The following is a 16,676-nucleotide window of genomic DNA, read 5'->3' on the forward strand; positions in this document are numbered from 1 at the left end:
GATCCATCGAAATTAGAAATTCTGATCGATACTCAAGGAAGGAAGAAGTCATGACGCAATTTTCGAAGACCCTATTTCCCGGTGAAGGCGAATCCGTTCAGATCGGAACCACAACGCACACAACGTTCAAGGCGGTCGGCAAGGAAACGAGCGATCGTATCGGCTTGTTCGAGCACCGGATGAAACCCGGTGCGCCCGGCGCATCGCCGCATGTTCACCGTCATCAGCTCGAGGCTTTCTACGTCCTCGAAGGAACGGTAGAGATCTATGTCGATGGCGAACATATCGCCGCCCCGGCCGGCACCTACATACAGGTTCCCGAGGACGTGCCCCACGGCTTTCACAATCCGTACGACAAGGAAGCGGCGATGCTGATCTTTTTCAGCCCCGGAAAGAATCGCGAGGAATATTTCCGCAGGCTGGCGGCGCTCTATGCCAATGGCCGCCGGGCATCCGAGCAGGAGCTCATCGACCTTATGGCCGACTTCGATCAGTTTGAGGTCGAGTATACCGGTGACGTCCCGGGATGGGGCCGCCATTAACAGCCTTCAAACTGGACTATCATCCTGCAGCGGGCGGCAGTTCCCCGGCCGATCCGCCTCACCATGATGTTACAAGGACAGCAAATGTTACCAAATCCGTTCGATGACAAGCCGTTTCAAATCAGGACCAAAGCCGCAGTCACCTTTGCGTTCCTGATTTCCGCGAATATCGCCGCGTGGATTTGGGCATGGGTCGCGTTTGCAGATCGGCCCGCCCTCATGGGCACTGCGTTTCTTGCCTATATGTTGGGGCTGCGTCACGCCTTCGATCCTGATCACATCGCTGCGATCGACAATGTGGTGAGAAAGCTGATGCAGGAGGGCAAAGCGCCTTATTCCGTCGGTTTCTTCTTTTCGCTCGGGCATTCAAGCATCGTCGTCCTGGCTTCCATTGCCATTGCGGCAACAGCAGCCGCAATGCAACTCAAAGAGATCGGCGATATCGGGGGCATTATCGGCACAATCGTTTCGGCGGCGTTCCTTCTGATCATCGGTATTGCCAATCTCGTTGTGCTAAAGGGTATCTGGTCCGTGTTCAAGCGCGTCCGCAGAGGCGAGAAGATCGTCGAAGAAGACCTCGATGCCCTTCTTGCAGGGCGTGGTTTGATCGCCAGGGTCTTTCGACCAGTCTTCCGGGTCGTTTCCCGTTCCTGGCACATGTATCCTATCGGCTTCCTGTTTGGCCTTGGCTTCGACACGGCAACGGAAATCGGGTTGCTTGGAATCTCGGCGATGCAGGCCGCCCAAGGCATGTCATTCTGGACGATCCTTGTTTTTTCTGCGCTATTCACGGCCGGCATGTCGTTGATGGACACGACGGACAGCGTCCTAATGACCGGGGCCTATGGCTGGGCATTTGTCAATCCGGTCCGCAAACTTTGGTACAATTTGACGATCACCGCAGCTTCCGTCGTCGTGGCAGTGTTCATCGGCGGGCTCACAGCCGCCGGGCTCATCATCGAAAAGCTTGGTCTCGATGGCGCCTTCTGGACGTATATCGGTGGAATTGACGACAACCTGGCCGGCGTCGGTTACGCCGTTGTTGGCATTTTCATCTTGAGTTGGATCGTGTCGACGGTCGTATATCGCGCGAAGGGATATGACACTCTTCGCGTGGGATGATTATGCGCCGTCAGCGGGCCGGTCTTCAGAAACGCGCTGCGGCTGTTTCTAGTAGAGCAAACGGTCCTTAGACTTAAAGGGAGTCGCTGCGGTCTCATTCATATTTGGCTGGAGGTTTGACGAGCAATGCTCAACCATCCTATCGCACCTTGGCTGGAAAGCGTTGTGGCCATAGGCTTGGAACTGAGGGTGAAGTGGTTGCGGCCCCGATTTTACGCAATCCTCGCCCTTGATGTACCACGTCAAACGCCAATGTGCAGCGGTTTGCCGATTACGGCGGAGGAGTGGGGCAGGGCCCAGCGCTACAAGCATGTGATGGACCGCAATCGCTCTCTGGTAGCGTGGAGTGCGCTGCGGGTTCTCCTCGGTGTCCTTTTTGAAACGCAGCCTGAGCTAGTCGAAATTGCCCGGACGGTTCACGGCAAACCGTTGGTTCCGGACGGGCCAAGCATCAGCATTTCTCATTCCGGCGAGCTGGCGGTGATCGCGCTGTCGAGCGCATTGAGCATCGGGGTGGATATTGAGGCAATCAAGGACAGCGCTGCGTTCGCTCCCGCCGTGCTCGATACGCTGACGAAATCTGAATTGGCCTATATTTCCGATCGTACGGGGGACGCCGCTTTTCTGCTTCGGGCATGGACCAGGAAAGAGGCAACGGCGAAGGTCCTCGGTGCCGGGCTTTCTCTTGATTTTCGCTCTCTATCGGTTCTTGTTGGCGATGGCTGCCGATTCAAGGGGCTTTTTCACCAACCAGATGGGCAGGTCTTTGTTAACGGCATGGATCTGGACCTTCGCGATGGCTATATAGCGGCGCTGGCATCCACCCAAACCATTCCTGAAGTGACAAGCTACTGTGTCGCTGCCAATGGCGCATCTGCTGTCGGCTTCGCCGGTTGGCCTGGCAATTGCAACCGAGCGCACCGAATGCCGTCAAACCCTATAAAGATGAGATTTCGTCGACGGACTTTCTGGCGTTCGTAGAAAAGCAGGAGCGCAGCTTAATGGAGGTACACGAGTTGGATCAGATGCAGCCCAAGTCGGCGTTAGACGAGGCTCGTGCTGGCCTCGACGTTTCTCATGACGAGCTAGTCTGGAGCATATTGTGCCGGGAAGCGCACGCCGCCGTTGACAATGACAAGCGTCTTGGTCGCACGATGAATTCGAATATTCTCGGCCATCAGAGTTTTTCCCGTTCACTTGCTTATCGGATAGCGGTGAAACTCGCAAACGATGATGTTGACGCGGAAGTTTTGTTTCCTTTGACCTGCGGGGTCTTTCAAGAGGATCCACATATCGTGTCGTCCGCAAGGGTCGATCTGGAGGCGATCCGCGATCGCGATCCGGCCACAACAGACGTTCTCACACCATTCCTATACTTTAAAGGATTTCTGGCTTTACAGGGGCACAGGGTAGCGCATTGGCTGTGGAGCCATAGCGACGTTTACTTGGCTCGCCATTTTCAAAGCCGTATATCGGAAGTTTTGGCGATCGACATTCATCCGGCTGCCCGGATGGGCAAGGGAATTATGCTCGATCATGGGAATGGTCTTGTGATCGGCGAAACTGCTGTTGTGGAAGATGATGTTTCAATTCTTCAAGACGTGACATTGGGTGGGACGGGGAAGGAAACTGGAGATCGCCACCCGAAAATTCGCCGTGGCGCCCTCATTGGCGCCGGAGCGAAAATACTCGGAAATATCGAAGTCGGAGTGGGAGCCAAAGTAGGTGCGGGGAGCGTTGTCGTCTCGCCGGTGGCAGCGCACACTTCAGTCGCTGGCGTGCCGGCGCGGTTGGTAGGAAGGCCAAAATCCGATTTACCGGGCATCACTATGGAGCAGTCAATTACGGGACCCGAATACGTAATCTGACTGAGATGCCCACGACCTCGGTTCGCAGCTTCTGATCTTTCCGCCACCGCGCCTGCAGGAAAATCAGGGCATCGTTGACAAACCGGCTGGTGACCCTCACGCTTTGGCAAGTTGCTAACCGAAAGAGCAACCCGGCGAGGACGCCCCGACAAATGGCAGAAAAGCAAGTGGGTCGACACAGCGCAGAATTGGCAAAGCGAATTGCCGAAAATGTTGCAGACGCTTGAGCTTCCCGAGTTCTCCTCATTCCAGGCATCCCGTCTGTATCGATCGGTCGAGAAAGGTGCTCAGACTTTCGACCATATTGGAGGAGATGGAGCAGCATGATGATGTTGGATGACGAATTGATGCAAGCGGCCGAAACGATCGCTGATATTTGGACAAATCTCTCGGTTGCTGCTGCAAATAGGCTTCGAACTACGCAGGGTTTGGCGCCTATCGAAATAGCACCAGATGCTCAATGAAGACGCTGAGCCGACCCGTGAGATCTGACGATACAGCATGACGCGCCCGGTTGGGATCAGCTGCAGAATATAATCGAAGTCACTGACATTCCCGATGAGAACCGTAAAGCCAAGCTTTTGAGCCTGTAGAAACAACACGCAGTCATGAAGAGCGCGAAGACGTGCATCGGATTTGTAGCTTTGCAGGCGACACAACATGCCAGAAAGCAGGGCGGCCCTGCCCAAAACATCTGGATCTGGTGCAAATGTCCGGTGAGGAGGCATATCTTTGACAGTCGTAGCAATCTGTTTCACGGCTGTCTGTGTGCCTGGATGATTAGGATCCAGCACGCCAACTGTGTGCATAAGTTCCTGAATTGCGATCGTCGAGTGATTGACTTGTCTGAGTGCAAGCATATCGGCGATGACCCGCGGCGCGCGACCCTGCAGGCCATCGATGTACACGCACGTATCGAGAAGAAGGTCCGGGCCCGCCTCTGCGGACTCGCCGAGAAAGGGCAGATTGGCATCCTTGCGATGACTCAGAGTTTTTTTAGGATCGAACCGTGCCCATTGAACGGCTGCATCAAAATCGAATTCAACCAAATCAAAAACCGAGCTTCAGAGATGGATCCACTGTCCCCTGAGTTTTGCGGAATGTTTCCGCAAAATTGTCCTCGAGCGCGAGACTTGCAAGAGCAAATTCCACGAGCTCCGTATCGGAAGTCAAACCGGTCCTGGCCTTCGCTTTTTCGATGAGATCTGCGCTCACACGTCCTGCAATTCTTCCGGTTTTCTCTTCCAGAAGTCCGGACCGCTTCGCGCTCTCAATGACGGCTTGGAAGCGTTCCCGCTGCCGTTTCAGCACTTCAATGCGGTGCAGCTGTTCCTTGGTCGGACGACGCACGCGCTTGGTCGTTCCACTTGTCCGTCCTTGGCGGGTGCGGAAGGCTAGCTTGGCAGTCATGATGGCGTCCCTTCCTCTGTTTAACAAAAGCCAATTTTGTTAAACATACCACAATCAGCCGGAATTTCGAGGAACAAGAAAAACAAGCCAACCACCACAATCTTCTAGCGGCAACTGCAACGACGATAGCGCGCTCTCTTAAGTCCCTACCGACCGGTCTACCAGTCGAACCGCGAGGTCCCAAGGTATATTGAGTTCGTATCGCAAAGGAAGCGGGCGATAGTTTGCTGCGCCTGGCTCCGGTTCTATTAGATTTGGCAAGCGCGGACCTTGGTGATGTCTATTTTGAACGGTGGCATTTTGGCCTTCGTTCAGTCACCCACTGCCCCACACTTTTTTATGGGCCCTATTTCCAAAACAGGCGTTCGGGATTATCGACGAGCACCAAGCGCAACAGCTTGCGATCATCGATCCAGTCAGCAAATTGTTGCAAAGAAGCGCCGTCGTCGATATCTCTGAACGGCGCAACATCACCGCTGTCTTGCTGCCCAGTCCCTCCTACGGCGTGTGGCCAGTTAGATCCCCAAATAACCCGATTGGGATTTGCTTGGAGAAAGGCGTGAACAAGGACTCTCACGTCGGTGAAGTTCGTTTCATTCGAGACCAAATAAGGTGCCGCTACTTTCACGTAGGTGCCCTTGGCAACGAGGTCGAGAAGTTCGGAGAAAAGCGGCTGTTCAATTCCCTTCGCTGCGTTGGCGAGACCAAAATGGTCAAGGATAACGTTGACGGGCAGTTCGTCGATTGTAGCTGCCAATGCAGCTATAACTGTCAGATTAGCGAAGATTTGGAGAGCCCAGCCTAAACCCGCGACCTGATCGGCTGTCCGCTTGAGCTGATCTCGCGCATCAGCCAACGAGATTCCCCCGGCCGCCGCCAGGTTTAGACGCACTCCGCGGCAGCCGGCGTCATTGAACGCATCCAATTCAGTCTGCGTTACTTGCGGGGTAACGACGATCACGCCACGCGCTGCGCCCTGAAATCGGCGCAACGCATCGATGGTGCATCGATTGTCCGACCCATAAACGCTTGGTTGCACCACGATGACCCGATCATGCCCGATCCTTGTCTGCCGCGCTGCGAGGTCCTCAAATGAGGCAAGCCCTGGCGCGTATGGCGCCAGCTTGTCCAGTGGAAAAGTTGCCCGAGGTCCGAATACGTGGACGTGGCAATCACAAGATCCTTCGGGCAGTGCTAAAGTGGAAGTGCCTTGGCTCATGGAAGTGGCTCCGGCTTCTGGGTACTGGCTATCTTGGCGTCAGACGTGTCTTGAGCGCGCTGAAGGATCTCCATCGCAGCAAGCACTGATCTTCCGGGGACATTGGGTTCTCGGTCAAAACGCACTGCTTCAACGAAGTCTCGCGCGACCTGCGCATTATTCTCCTGCTCGCTGTCGATTCTCAATTCACCGCTGCCGGTAACGAACAAGCCCCGCAGAATGTCCAGCCGATAGGAATCTTGATCCGTCACAACAAAGACATCGAAGATTCGCTCGCGCGAATAATACGACCCGGTACATACGATCGATTGTCCCTTTGGGGTTTCGATCAACATGGCGATCTCCATTGGGATGCCGGTGGTGCCATCTTTTGGTGATTGAAATGTAGAAACGCTCAGCTCGTCTCGTCGGGCGGACGACAAATCGCCCCCATGGGTCAGCCATAGGCCGACGTCGACGAGATGTGCTCCATGGTGCCATAGAATATTGTCGGTCCAGCTGCGCTGGTATCCGGTTGCCCCCACATTCTGGAGGCGATGCATAAAAAGCCTCGCTTGTACGTGCCGCACTTTTTCGGTGCCAGCTCTTACCCGCTGCAAGAGAGCGATGTGCTCTTTGCGGTAGCGCATAGGATGGACCACACCAAGTTTCAGACCCTGTTTATCCGCCTCTTCGACAATAGATTCAGAGTCACGGCGATTTAAGGCAAGTGGTATCTCCACTAGGACATGTTTGCCGTGTCGGAGGGCCGTCATGGCCATGGAAGCATGTGTTTCGCTCGGCCCCGCCACAACCACGATCTCAATTTCCGGGTTTGCAATTGCGCTGTCGGCATCCACGGACCAAGCGGCATAGCCGAACCGGCGAGCAAATGCTTCGGTCGGCTCCGGGCGACGTCCCACAACCGTGTGAAGGCGCGCGTCAGTACTCTTTAGGCTTTCGGAATGCCATTCGCCCATCATTCCGTGACCAATCATGCAAATATTCATCCAAGGCTCCTTTTCCGCCTCACGCTGGGACTGAAAATTAGGTTGAGTTGGGCTTGCCTAACTGAGAACTGGAAGGGCCAATTCGGTTCGAGAGTCAAAATAATGGCAGCGAGAGGGGTCGAGGACTGCTGACAGGGTATCACCGACTACATTCGGTGAAGTCCCTGCTCCTTTAACCACAATGCTCTGGCCGGAGATGCTGCTTAAATATGTCAAGTGATGGTCCCCCATCTCTTCAACAATCTCGACTTTTGCGGAAATACCCACACCCTCACCAACTGTGACGTCTTCAGGCCGTAAGCCCACGAGAACTCTGTCACCCTGTTTCACCGCTTCGCCAGAAATTGGAACAAGCTTCGAAATGCCGGCGAAATCTAAGGTTACGCCATCTGGTCGGAGTTCCGAGACAACACCCTCGAGAATATTCATACGAGGAGAACCAAGGAAAGTCGCGACGAAGAGGTTCACGGGTTTTTTATAGAGATCCAATGGTCGACCGATTTGTTCAACCGAGCCTTTGTTCATCACAACGATCTTGTCCGCTAACGTCATGGCCTCGGCTTGGTCGTGGGTTACATAGACCATCGTCGTCGAAAGCTGCTGATGGAGTTTAGCGATCTCCAGGCGCATCTGAGAACGAAGTGCGGCGTCCAGATTTGACAGTGGTTCGTCGAAGAGGAAGACTTTTGGCTCTCTGACGATTGCGCGGCCAATGGCAACTCGTTGACGTTGACCGCCGGACAGTTGTTTAGGCAGGCGATCAAGGAGGCCCTCAAGAGCAAGGCTTCTGGCAACCTTGCTGACCCGCGACCTGATATCCGCTTTCGAGAAGCGCGAATTAGAAAGCCCGAAGGCCATGTTTTGGAAGACCGTCATGTGCGGATAGAGTGCATATGATTGAAATACGAGTGCGATACCTCGTTCTTTCGGGGGCTTTGTAACCACTTGGGCACCATCGAACAGGAGTTCTCCGCCATCAAAGCCTTCGAGCCCGCTGATTATGCGCAGTAGTGTGGACTTGCCGCACCCTGACGGACCAACCAGGACGACAAGTTCTCCATGATCGATTTCAATGTTAATGCCATTCAGTGCCTGGTATTGGCCGAATTGCTTAACGAGATTTCGGATCGATAAATTTACCATTTCATCCACCTCTAAAAAGATTGTTCTTGCGATCACACTCAGCCTTTGATGGCCCCAGCTGTTAGTCCGGAAACAATGCGTCGCTGAAATATAAAAACGAGAATGATGATTGGGAGCGTAACGGTGACCGAAGCCGCCATAATATTACCCCACGGAAGCTCTCTTTGATTGGTACCGGTGATAAGAGCTATCGCTACTGGAACCGTTCTATTCTCATTGGATACGACGAAGGTCAGTCCAAAAAGAAATTCGTTCCATGCAGCGATGAACGCCAATATTCCGGTCGATGCCATCGCCGGCCACAGGAGTGGCAGGAACACGCGAAGGATAATTTTGACCGGACCGGCGCCGTCAATGATGGCAGCTTCCTCGATCTCTTTTGGCAGTTCGCGCATGAATATCGTCAGCATCCAGGCGGTGAAAGGAACCGTAAGCATCAAATTGGAGACGATCAGCGCTCCCAGCGAATTGTATAGTCCTAGTGATTGGATCAGTTGGTACATCCCCGATAGAACGGCGATTTGGGGAAACATCGATGTTCCGAGTACTGTCAACAGGATAAGACGACGACCACGAAACTTTACGCGGCCAAGCGCGTATGCGGCAGGTACTGCCAGCACCATCGAAACAATCACCACTGCTGAAGCGACAATCAGCGAGTTCACTATATTTTGCGCGAATGGTTGGTTCTTAAAAATTGAAACGTAGTTTTGAAAACTGAAGGTAGTTGGAAAGTACGCCGGCTTATAAATATCGGTGCCAGATCTAAACGATGAGACGATTGCGTAGTAAAACGGGAATGCAGAATAAAGGACAATGAGGGACACCGTTACCAACCGCAGAATTGATTTGACCCAATTGCGTCGCGTCATGATTCGTTGACCTCAGAAAGGCGTAAGGTGCGTGTTAGAAGGGCGATAATCACGACCAACGCTCCAATAATGAAAAGGAGCATTGATGCCGCAGATCCAGTTCCTATATCTTGAAAATCAACCAATCTCTGTCTGATGAAGACGGAAATTGTCATTGTTTGAGGATTGCGTCCGGACATAACGTACACAAGGTCAAATATTCGAAGGGCATCAAGAGAACGGAAGATAACTGCAACCACCAGCGCCGGCATGGTTAAAGGCAGCGTGATCTTGAAGAACACCTTGATAGGACTAATCCCATCAATCTTTGCGGCCTCATACAAATCCGCCGGAAGTGTCTGCAAAGCGGCCAGCATCAGCAGAGCGATGAATGGAAACGTCCCCCAGACGTCTGCGAAAACGATAGCCCACATTGCCGTACTTGGCTTGGCAGCCCATGCGATAGGCGTCTCGATGGCGCCGATCACCATAAGAAAATCGTTGATTATTCCAAATTGCTCGTGGAGCATCCAGCTCCAGATCTGAGCTGAGACCACAGCTGGAATAGCCCATGGAATCAGAGATATGACCCTTGCTAAGCCCCGTCCAGGAAACTGGTGGTGGAGTACCAAAGCGACGCCGAAGCCAATGACCACTTCGAGGCTGACCGAGACAGCCATGAACCACAACGTATTTAATACGGCCTTCCACCAAATGGGACTTGTGAGAAGACCGGACCATCTGTACCCGTTGTAGTTCAGATAGTTACGAAGTCCTATGAAACTTGGATCTGATAGATCAGATAGCCGAGCATTGGTTAAACTATAGTAAGCAGTATTCAATAATGGCCATGCAGCAACAGCTGCCAGGACAATCAACATTGGCGCTATGAACAACCAAGCAGTTTTCACGCGAGCGTAATTCTGCGGCGGCATGGCAGTTTTCATCGTTCCCTCATATTCATTGCGGGGCCCTGTTTGCGAGGGCCCCGGATAAGTATCACCAGCTCGAACCTTGGATATCATTGATCGACGTTTCCAAGTTGTTTAGAGCAGGAGCGGCGGCTTCTTGGCCCGACAGCACGCTGTGAACTGCTTGGAGGAAAGCCACCGAAACCTGGTTGTACCGATCTTTAGTGACGCCCGAAGGACGTGCTTCAGCATTGGCGAATGTCTCGTAAAGCGTCCCAAAGAATGGCACTGCACTAAGGACCTCCGGGTCTTTGTAGAGATCGGGACGGGTAGGGTTATAACTTCCCTTTATCGCGCGTTCCTTTTCACCATCGCTGCTGGTTAGATACATTACAAGTTCGGCGGCCTCTTTTGGATGCTTGGAATACTTGGATACCGCCAACTGCCAGCCGCCCAGAACGGCTGTGTGAATGCCGTTAGCCCCACCTTGCGGAAGGATTGCTACGCCAACGCGGTCTCGGACCGGACTGTCAGCGCTATTTGCGAGCGACCATGCATAGGGCCAATTGCGCATGAAAACAGCGTTGCCCGTTTGGAAAATTCCGCGGCTCTCTTCTTCTGCATCGTTAAGGGTGCTCGTCGGCGAAATTTTGCCGATCCAACTGGCCGCCAAATCTATTGCTTTTGCTGCCTTGGCGTTGTTTATGCTAATTCTGCCATCTGGCTCGACTATGCTGCCACCGCCGTGACTGAAAACCCACTCGAAGGCGTCACAAGTCAGGCCCTCATCAGCTTTGCCCTGCCAAACGAAACCCCACATCTGCTTGTTGCCGGCACTGCGCTCCGCTTCCTGGATTTTCGTCGCCGTTTCAGTCAGTTCGTCCCAAGTTTGAGGGACGGCAGCGCCATACTTTTCCAAGAGATCTTTGCGATAATAGAGAACACCAGCGTCCGTATACCAAGGCATGGCAAGAAGTTGGCCGTTGACGGTGTTATTCTTTACGATTGCCGGAAAATGGTCTTTCTCTGTACCATTTGAGTAGGGCTTGAGATCTATAAAGTGCGACCCCAAAATACCGGGCCAGATGACATCAATCTGATAGATATCGATATCTGATGAATGCGCGGCGAGCATCTGCTGGTATAGTGGCAATCGATCGCTATCATTTACCGGCGCGGAAACAATTTGTACCGTGTTTCCGGTCTGCGCAGCCCAACGCTGCGAGGCTGCGGTGCAAAGCTGCAAATCAACACCGAACGCACCGCACGAGACCGAAACCTCTACTGCATTCGCAGGGGATCCGAGCCCTGCGAACGTCAAAAAACCAGCTATTCCCAATATTACCTTTCTCATGTCAGTTCCCTCTTTTGATTGTTGTTGGCAATAACACCGCTATCCCAAGTTCATAAATATACCAATATATTGATATTGACAATGGCCGTCTTGTCGAATATTTCGAAGATAAGGTTTGTCGTATTGGAGAGATGGAGGGTGTGATGAGAGTTCGGCTCGGCATAATCGGTGCAGGCCTTATTTCGCAGGTGGAGCACGTACCCAACGTGCTTGCACTCCCTGACAGGTTTGAACTCGTCGCCATTGCGGATCCTTCTTTTCAGCATCGCGATTTTATTGAACAGCGTTACGGATTGGCAACCTACACGAGCTATCGGGATATGTTGGACGGCGTGGCGCTTGACGCTGTAATCATCGCTTCCCCCGAGCACACGCATTATGAAATCGCATGCGCGGCTCTCAAACGCGGACATCATGTGCTGTGTGAGAAACCGCTATGTTATCTTGAATCGGAGATTGAAGACCTTATAGCCTGTCGCGATGCGACAGGGTTGATTTTTCAAGTAGCCCATATGAAACGCTGGGACCCTACGGTCGAAATGTTCTTTGAGTTGATATCGGGAAAAGCATCTCAGCTTCGCTTCATTGGTGTGGAAGTAAACGACCCTAACTATTGGCCGTTCATTGAACAACACGCCACCCGACTCGAAACCTCTACGGGAGTAGCCTCTGGCGCGTCAGCTGAAGATCATAAGGGGGCAATGGTAGACCGGGCTCTTGGATCTCATCTCGATAGCTTTGAGCGACGAAGCGTCACCGGCCCATTTTTTGCTAGCATGGTACATGACATCAATCTCATTCATGGAATCTGTGATGCTATGGGTGTGATGTCATGCGAGGCAATGGCAGGCGCGTTCTTTGCCGAAGGTTGGGGAGGTTCCTGTCTATTATCCCTCAACGGCGAGCAGGCTCTCGGACAGGTCGCGCACGTTACGGTTCCACATCTGGCTGACTATCTCGAACGAATTTCTGTTTTCCTGGACGACTGCAGATATGAATTGCGGTTTCCGTCGCCATACCTGAACAGCCAACCCACTGAGTTGATCAGAATCTCCTCGAGCGGTAATCGGCAAGAAGTGACATCCTTCCGAAGTGGCTTTCGCGAGGCCTTTGTTCGTGAGTTGGAAGGCTTCCATGAGGCGATTATGAGTGGACGAATTGATCGGAACTCTCTTGAGGACGCAAAACGTGATGTGCGCCTCCTCCTTGCGGCCAGCCGGCTGGCGATTGCTAGTAGGAGCAATGCTGACGTGAAATCAGGCGCGCAAGGCTGAGAACCATGGATGTGGAAGTCGTGGTTAAAGCATCGGATAAACTCGGCGAGGCAGTCTTGTGGTCCGGCCAAAAGCGAGAGATCGTATGGGCAGACATCGAAGGTTCGCGTCTCTGGAAATACGATCTGCAGTCGTCTCAGGCAACGTTGCGTCAGCTGCCGGCGCGCTTGTGTTCGTTTGCAGAGATTGCAAACAGCACACTGCTCCTCGCCGGATTTGAGGACGGGATATACACTTTCGACTCCTCGAGTTTAGAGCGGAAGCTAATCGTCAAAGTCGAAGAGCATCTGCCGCACACGCGTGTGAACGATGGACGATGCGATAGGTTTGGTCAGTTTGTGTTTGCTACCGTCGACGAGACCGGAGGCAGAGACGGATCGCTTTACCAAATGAATGCCAAAGGAAAGCTGACCCGATTGCTCGATGGAATCGGTGTTGGCAACTCCATCGCTTTCAGCCCTGATGGTAGTTCACTCTATTTTGCTGACTCTTTGAACAAGCGCATTGATATTTATGAGTACAACGGAAACAAGGGGACAATCGCTGGAAGGAGGACGTTTGTCGATCTTTCTAAGCTTCCCGGTGACCCGGATGGTTCAACAATTGACTCTCAAGGATGCCTTTGGAACGCTCACTATGGGAATTCTTCCATTACAAGATATGCTCCGAGTGGCGAAGCGTTGTTAACCATTCAACTGCCGACGAGCCAACCGACCTGCGTGTGTTTTGGTGGCGACATCTGGGACACCCTGTTTATAACGTCCGCCGCGGAAGGAACTGATCCCTCAGTGGAACCCTTGGCCGGATCACTCTTTTTAGTTCGAACGAATTTCAAAGGCCTGAGCGAGGCAAAGTTTGCGCAGGTTCCAGCCACCGGCTAGGGCCGAGTTGGTTCGCTGGTAGCGAATCTTCAGATTCCTGCGTGGCATAAGCTTCGGCTTGTCAAGACGTCAGGGAACAGGCTACTAGGCATTTGTTAGAATTCGAATAACGATTCCGAAAGGTTGTCAGATCACGCATTGGCGGTCGTTATGACAACGGCTAGAGTTTTGGGAGACTGCCATACCGATGATTCCGACCAAGCCTAATTTTAGCGGTGCGCAGCTAGATGAAGGAATGCCAAAAGCGCTTCAAGTCTACGAGTTGCTGCGGGCGGCCATAATATCGATGCAATTTGCGCCTGGCGAAGGCTTGGTGGAACGGGATCTTGCAGACGAGCTTGGGGTTTCACGCACGCCGGTACGCGAAGCAATTCTAAGGCTCGCCGGGGAGAATTTAATCATCGTCAAAAGAAGCGGCGGAACCTTCGTCAACAAAATAATACTTCGGCAGGTCCTTGAGGGGCAGCTTGTCAGGGATACGCTGGAGATGCGGGTCGTCCAGCTTGCGGCCCGCAACTTTAGGGCCGAGTTAGGTGGAGACTTCGAAGCTATTCTCGTTAGACAAAAGGCGGTGGCCGATCGCAAGGAAGTCGATGAATTTTTTGCCTTAGACAATGAATTCCACAAGCTTATTTGTACATGTTCGGGATATCCGAACGCTTGGAAGACGATCCACGCCGCCACTGGACAGCTTGACCGCGTACGCCGCTACGCGTTTCCCAGGAAAGACAATTTCGAGAAAGTCTTTCGGGAGCATTCTGATATCTATACGGCAATCAAGATGCGCGATGAGAAAACTGCCGCTGGCATCTTTCAAATCCAGCTTGATAGTACCTTCCCGACAATTGAACTTCTTCGCAATTTGGACTCGGCCTACGTCGTCGATGACGGAATCAATGTCTCAGTCTCGGACTTGAGGTAGTTCCGAGGCGACCAATTGGGTCAGTACGATGACGGCATTGCTGACGTTGAGGGAGATGCTTCGTTGATCCGATCGAGCGCTTGTATAAGACTGCTTCTAGCGGCATTGGACAGAAGTCGTACATCGTTTGATACGGTCACCAGATCAAAGCCCCACTCCACCGCCCGGGCGGCATATTCTGGAGTGCCACAGTGCAGCCCAGCGCGTTTTCCATGACCATGTGCCTGATCACAGATCTGACGAATGGCGTCAATCATCTCAGGTTCGGTGCGGTCGAATCCAGGAGGAAATTGCGACCCGAAAAGACTGATGGTGAGATCCGCAGGCCCGACATAAATACCATCCAATCCGCCGACTGAAACGATGTCGTCAAGGGCATCCAAGGCCTGACGCGTCTCAATCATCGCGAAACAGACAATTTCTTCGTCCGCTCGCTCCCTGTATCCTTGAACGTTTGACAGACCAGCCCTCGTCGGCCCGAAGCTACGAAGACCGGCGGGAGGATATTTCACATAGGATACCAAGCGCTCGGCGTCGTCTCTTGTGTTTACCATCGGACAAACGATGCCATATGCGCCGGCATCGAGCGCTGACATAATCGCATCCGGGCTCAGCCAGGGAACACGTATCATCGGGAACACAGCACTTGCTCGCATCGCTTGAAGCATCGAAACGGCGCTCTCATATCCAAGTACGCCATGTTGCATATCTATGGTTAGACAATCGTAGCCCTGCTCAGCCATAATCTCGGCAACAAACGCTGAGCCGATAGATAGCCACCCGTTGATAGTAGCTCGGTTTTCAATCCAGATTCGCTTCATGACGTAACCTTTTAATTTGCCGATTTTCAGCTTGTGAGAACTCATCTCCGTCCGGACGAACTCAGCATACTGAGGATAAAACTTCACCAAGCCGTTGGAGAAACATCTCTGCGTGAGATTTGTTGAAAGGAAGGGGGGGCCTGATCTTGAGCACGTGCCCCTCGGGACTGGATGCGCTAATCAAAACCCGCTTTTCCCTTAGAGTGTTAACAACCTTCAAAGCCAGGTCGCCATCAGGGGTGCACGTGTCTCGGTCCTTGACAAATTCCAAGCCGAGGAAAAGACCCGTTCCGCGAGCCTCCAAAATTCGCTCGAAGCTGCCCGCCATGGCCTGCATATTTTCAAGCAGGAACGCTCCCGTCTGAAGGGCGTTTTCCATCAAACCTTCATCAATGATAATATCGAGGACCGCCTGAGCGGCGGCTATCGAAACTGTGTTCCCACCGAATGTATTGAAATAGCGGATATCGTTGCCAAACTTATCGACGACCTCAGGCTTGACCGCCACTGCGGCGATCGGCATCCCATTACCCATGGGTTTCCCCATTACAACGAGGTCAGGTACGATACCGTGTCGCTGAAAGCCCCACATCTCACTTCCGGTTCTCCCGAAACCAGGTTGGACTTCGTCTGCAATGTACACGCCGCCCGCTCGTCGGACTACTTCAACTGTCTCTTTCAAAAAACCGGCCGGTTCTGCAAATATACCATCGGTTGAGAATATGGAGTCCGCTATAAGTCCCGCGAAGCGGATACCATGGCGCTGCATGGTTGCAATTGCGCCCCTGACATCTTCGGCAAAACTCTTGCCCACATCGATAGACTTGTTTTTGTCCGGAGAGGGAACCACGAATACTTGTTGCCCAAGGGGAACATTGCGCCCGAGTGACGGTGAAATCTCTGCCGCGGCAGCGGTTAAGCCATGATATGCGTTGCGAGTGACAATCACACCTGTCGCTCCGGTGTAATAGCGCGCTATCCGTAAGGCAAGATCGACAGCCTCGCTACCGGTGCAGGTATACATGACGTGCCCCAGCTCGGACGGAAATGTAGCCAGAAGATCTTCTGAATAACGAAGAATACCTTCGTCCAAATAACGTGTATGAGTATTAAGCGTGGCGGCCTGGGAGCGGATCGCTTCGACAACGCGTGGATGACAATGTCCGACCGATGGAACATTATTATAAGCATCAAGATACTGCGCGCCGTCGCGATCATAGAGGAAAACCCCTTCCGCTCTCACAAAATGGACAGGCTGCTTGTAAAACAGTTTGTAAGATTCGCCGAGCAAGCGCCGCCTACGCTGAATTAGACTGCGATCCTCCTCGTTGAGATCACCAAGGGTCGCAGGATCAAAACCATTGATCAT

17 protein-coding genes are annotated in these 16,676 nt (G+C 52.8%); 7 read left to right on the forward strand and 10 right to left on the reverse strand.

Annotated features, from left to right (window positions below; translation table 11 throughout):
* The first annotated feature begins 50 nt into the window (after positions 1-50).
* The 4 genes from LB462_RS14880 (at position 51) to cysE (ending at position 3,532) form a co-directional block, all read left to right on the forward strand.
* Entirely contained in the window at positions 51-542 is a 492-nt protein-coding gene (locus LB462_RS14880) for a cupin domain-containing protein (protein ID WP_224509145.1), read from the forward strand.
* A gap of 84 nt (positions 543-626) precedes the next feature.
* A complete protein-coding gene (locus LB462_RS14885; protein WP_224509148.1) occupies positions 627-1,664 on the forward strand; it encodes a HoxN/HupN/NixA family nickel/cobalt transporter in 1,038 nt (345 codons plus the stop codon).
* Between the two features lie 126 nt (positions 1,665-1,790).
* Positions 1,791-2,645: a 4'-phosphopantetheinyl transferase family protein gene (locus LB462_RS14890; RefSeq protein WP_224509150.1), complete on the forward strand. Its 855-nt coding sequence runs from the start codon at positions 1,791-1,793 to the stop codon at positions 2,643-2,645.
* A gap of 44 nt (positions 2,646-2,689) precedes the next feature.
* On the forward strand, positions 2,690-3,532 hold the full coding sequence (gene cysE / locus LB462_RS14895) for a serine O-acetyltransferase (RefSeq protein ID WP_224509318.1): 843 nt from the start codon (positions 2,690-2,692) through the stop codon (positions 3,530-3,532).
* Positions 3,533-3,819: 287 nt separating this feature from the next.
* On the opposite strand, the gene LB462_RS14900 is transcribed toward cysE, so the two are convergent.
* The 8 genes from LB462_RS14900 to LB462_RS14935 all read right to left on the reverse strand — a co-directional run bounded on the left by LB462_RS14900 (position 3,820) and on the right by LB462_RS14935 (position 11,409).
* On the reverse strand, positions 3,820-4,581 hold the full coding sequence (locus LB462_RS14900) for a type II toxin-antitoxin system VapC family toxin (protein WP_224509153.1): 762 nt from the start codon (positions 4,579-4,581) through the stop codon (positions 3,820-3,822).
* Position 4,582: 1 nt separating this feature from the next.
* On the reverse strand, positions 4,583-4,942 hold the full coding sequence (locus LB462_RS14905; RefSeq protein WP_224509156.1) for a hypothetical protein: 360 nt from the start codon (positions 4,940-4,942) through the stop codon (positions 4,583-4,585).
* 346 nt (positions 4,943-5,288) lie between these two features.
* Positions 5,289-6,161, reverse strand: coding sequence for an amidohydrolase family protein (locus tag LB462_RS14910; protein WP_224509159.1), 873 nt, complete (start codon positions 6,159-6,161; stop codon positions 5,289-5,291).
* A complete protein-coding gene (locus LB462_RS14915) occupies positions 6,158-7,150 on the reverse strand; it encodes a Gfo/Idh/MocA family protein (protein ID WP_224509162.1) in 993 nt (330 codons plus the stop codon). The genes LB462_RS14910 and LB462_RS14915 overlap by 4 nt, the downstream gene beginning before the upstream one ends.
* Positions 7,151-7,207: 57 nt before the next feature.
* Entirely contained in the window at positions 7,208-8,293 is a 1,086-nt protein-coding gene (locus LB462_RS14920; RefSeq protein ID WP_224509165.1) for an ABC transporter ATP-binding protein, read from the reverse strand.
* A 38-nt stretch (positions 8,294-8,331) separates the two neighbouring features.
* Positions 8,332-9,165, reverse strand: a complete 834-nt coding sequence (locus tag LB462_RS14925) for a carbohydrate ABC transporter permease (protein WP_224509168.1) — start codon at positions 9,163-9,165, stop codon at positions 8,332-8,334.
* A complete protein-coding gene (locus LB462_RS14930) occupies positions 9,162-10,091 on the reverse strand; it encodes a carbohydrate ABC transporter permease (protein WP_224509171.1) in 930 nt (309 codons plus the stop codon). The genes LB462_RS14925 and LB462_RS14930 overlap by 4 nt, the downstream gene beginning before the upstream one ends.
* A gap of 52 nt (positions 10,092-10,143) precedes the next feature.
* Positions 10,144-11,409 carry an ABC transporter substrate-binding protein gene (locus LB462_RS14935; RefSeq protein WP_224509174.1) on the reverse strand — a complete coding sequence of 422 codons (1,266 nt, stop codon included), beginning with the start codon at positions 11,407-11,409 and terminating at the stop codon, positions 10,144-10,146.
* Positions 11,410-11,552: 143 nt separating this feature from the next.
* On the opposite strand from LB462_RS14935, the gene LB462_RS14940 reads away from it, so the two are divergent.
* From LB462_RS14940 to LB462_RS14950, 3 genes are all read left to right on the forward strand, one after another.
* Positions 11,553-12,683 (forward strand): Gfo/Idh/MocA family protein, encoded by a 1,131-nt coding sequence (locus LB462_RS14940; protein ID WP_224509177.1) that lies wholly within the window; start codon positions 11,553-11,555, stop codon positions 12,681-12,683.
* Positions 12,684-12,688: 5 nt separating this feature from the next.
* Entirely contained in the window at positions 12,689-13,564 is an 876-nt protein-coding gene (locus LB462_RS14945) for an SMP-30/gluconolactonase/LRE family protein (RefSeq protein WP_224509180.1), read from the forward strand.
* Positions 13,565-13,751: 187 nt separating this feature from the next.
* Positions 13,752-14,486: a GntR family transcriptional regulator gene (locus LB462_RS14950; protein WP_224509183.1), complete on the forward strand. Its 735-nt coding sequence runs from the start codon at positions 13,752-13,754 to the stop codon at positions 14,484-14,486.
* Positions 14,487-14,506: 20 nt separating this feature from the next.
* On the opposite strand, the gene LB462_RS14955 is transcribed toward LB462_RS14950, so the two are convergent.
* Positions 14,507-15,352, reverse strand: coding sequence for an HpcH/HpaI aldolase family protein (locus tag LB462_RS14955; protein WP_224509185.1), 846 nt, complete (start codon positions 15,350-15,352; stop codon positions 14,507-14,509).
* Between the two features lie 16 nt (positions 15,353-15,368).
* Entirely contained in the window at positions 15,369-16,676 is a 1,308-nt protein-coding gene (locus LB462_RS14960; protein WP_224509321.1) for an aspartate aminotransferase family protein, read from the reverse strand.

The sequence above is a fragment of the Phyllobacterium chamaecytisi genome, from assembly GCF_020164455.1.
GTDB lineage: Bacteria > Pseudomonadota > Alphaproteobacteria > Rhizobiales > Rhizobiaceae > Phyllobacterium > Phyllobacterium chamaecytisi.